General features: G+C 35.9%; 1 protein-coding gene. It reads left to right on the top strand.

Features of this window, described 5'->3' with window-relative positions; all coding sequences use genetic code 11:
• Positions 1 to 70: 70 nt before the first annotated feature.
• Entirely contained in the window at positions 71 to 775 is a 705-nt protein-coding gene (locus ABD296_RS49355; protein ID WP_344285448.1) for a TetR/AcrR family transcriptional regulator, read from the top strand.
• Positions 776 to 1,055 lie beyond the last annotated feature (280 nt).

The raw sequence follows: 1,055 nt of genomic DNA, 5'->3' as shown, positions 1-1,055 counted from the left end.
AGCAGTTTGAGGGCCATTAGCGCTTTCAGGCTTTAAATCGTCACAACCAAAAACTTAGCAACAATAAAACTTGAGATGTGCCAAGCACAGTCTTTATAGGCTTTGCTGTGCCTTTTTTTCTCCCAAAAAAGTATCTCATTTACAAACAACAAGAATTTATAACGGTAAAACTATGCCAAATTTAGCTCTCCCAACACGTACCTTATATGTTGTAAATAAAGCAATTGATCTGTTTCACCACCGGGGATTTCACCTTATTGGCGTCGACAGAATAGTGAAAGAATCAGAGATTACAAAAGCGACTTTTTATAATTATTTTCACTCTAAAGAACGACTCATTGAAATTTGCTTGATGGTGCAAAAAGAAAAGCTCCAAGAACAAGTAGTCGCAATGGTCGAATATGACTTAAGCACTCCTGCCATCGATAAACTCAAAAAGCTTTATGATTTACATACCGATTTAGAAGGGCCGTATTACTTATTATTTAAAGCCGTTTTTGAAATTAAAAATAGCTATCCCAACGCTTATCAATCCGCAGTGCGCTATAGAACATGGCTAAAAAATGAGATTTATAGCCAGCTTAGAACACTAAAACCCGATGTCTCTTTTACCGATGCCAAACTATTTTTATATATGGTGGAAGGCACAATCATTCAGCTTTTAAGCTCTGGTGGGGTAAGCGAGCGGGAAAAGATGTTGGATTATTTTTTAAACTCTTTTGTTAGAAATTTTAGTCCATGTATGTTTACTCATGTCGATGCTAGCAAGTGCTAGCCTGTTCTTCTATGACGGCTTATATGTAAAAGCTAGACGAGTTGTTTTGAAGGGGGAGAGAAATAATAAATAAAGCCTCCTTAGAAAGGCTGCTTGTGTACAAAAGAATATAAAAACAGCAAGTAACACTTACTCAAGTGTCATTTTAAACTGATTGGTATTTATACAATATAGTTATCAGATCACAAGGATATGAACTAATGAAATTTCTAAAATTTTTAACTTTTAGCACGATTCTTACCTTATCCGCACATACCTATGCGACAGTGGGTGGTGGACA

This window comes from Actinomadura napierensis, assembly GCF_039529375.1.
In the GTDB taxonomy this organism is placed as follows: Bacteria; Actinomycetota; Actinomycetes; order Streptosporangiales; family Streptosporangiaceae; genus Spirillospora; species Spirillospora napierensis.
The sequence above is the reverse complement of the archived record's forward strand: the minus strand, read 5'-3'. Positions and strand labels throughout refer to the sequence as shown.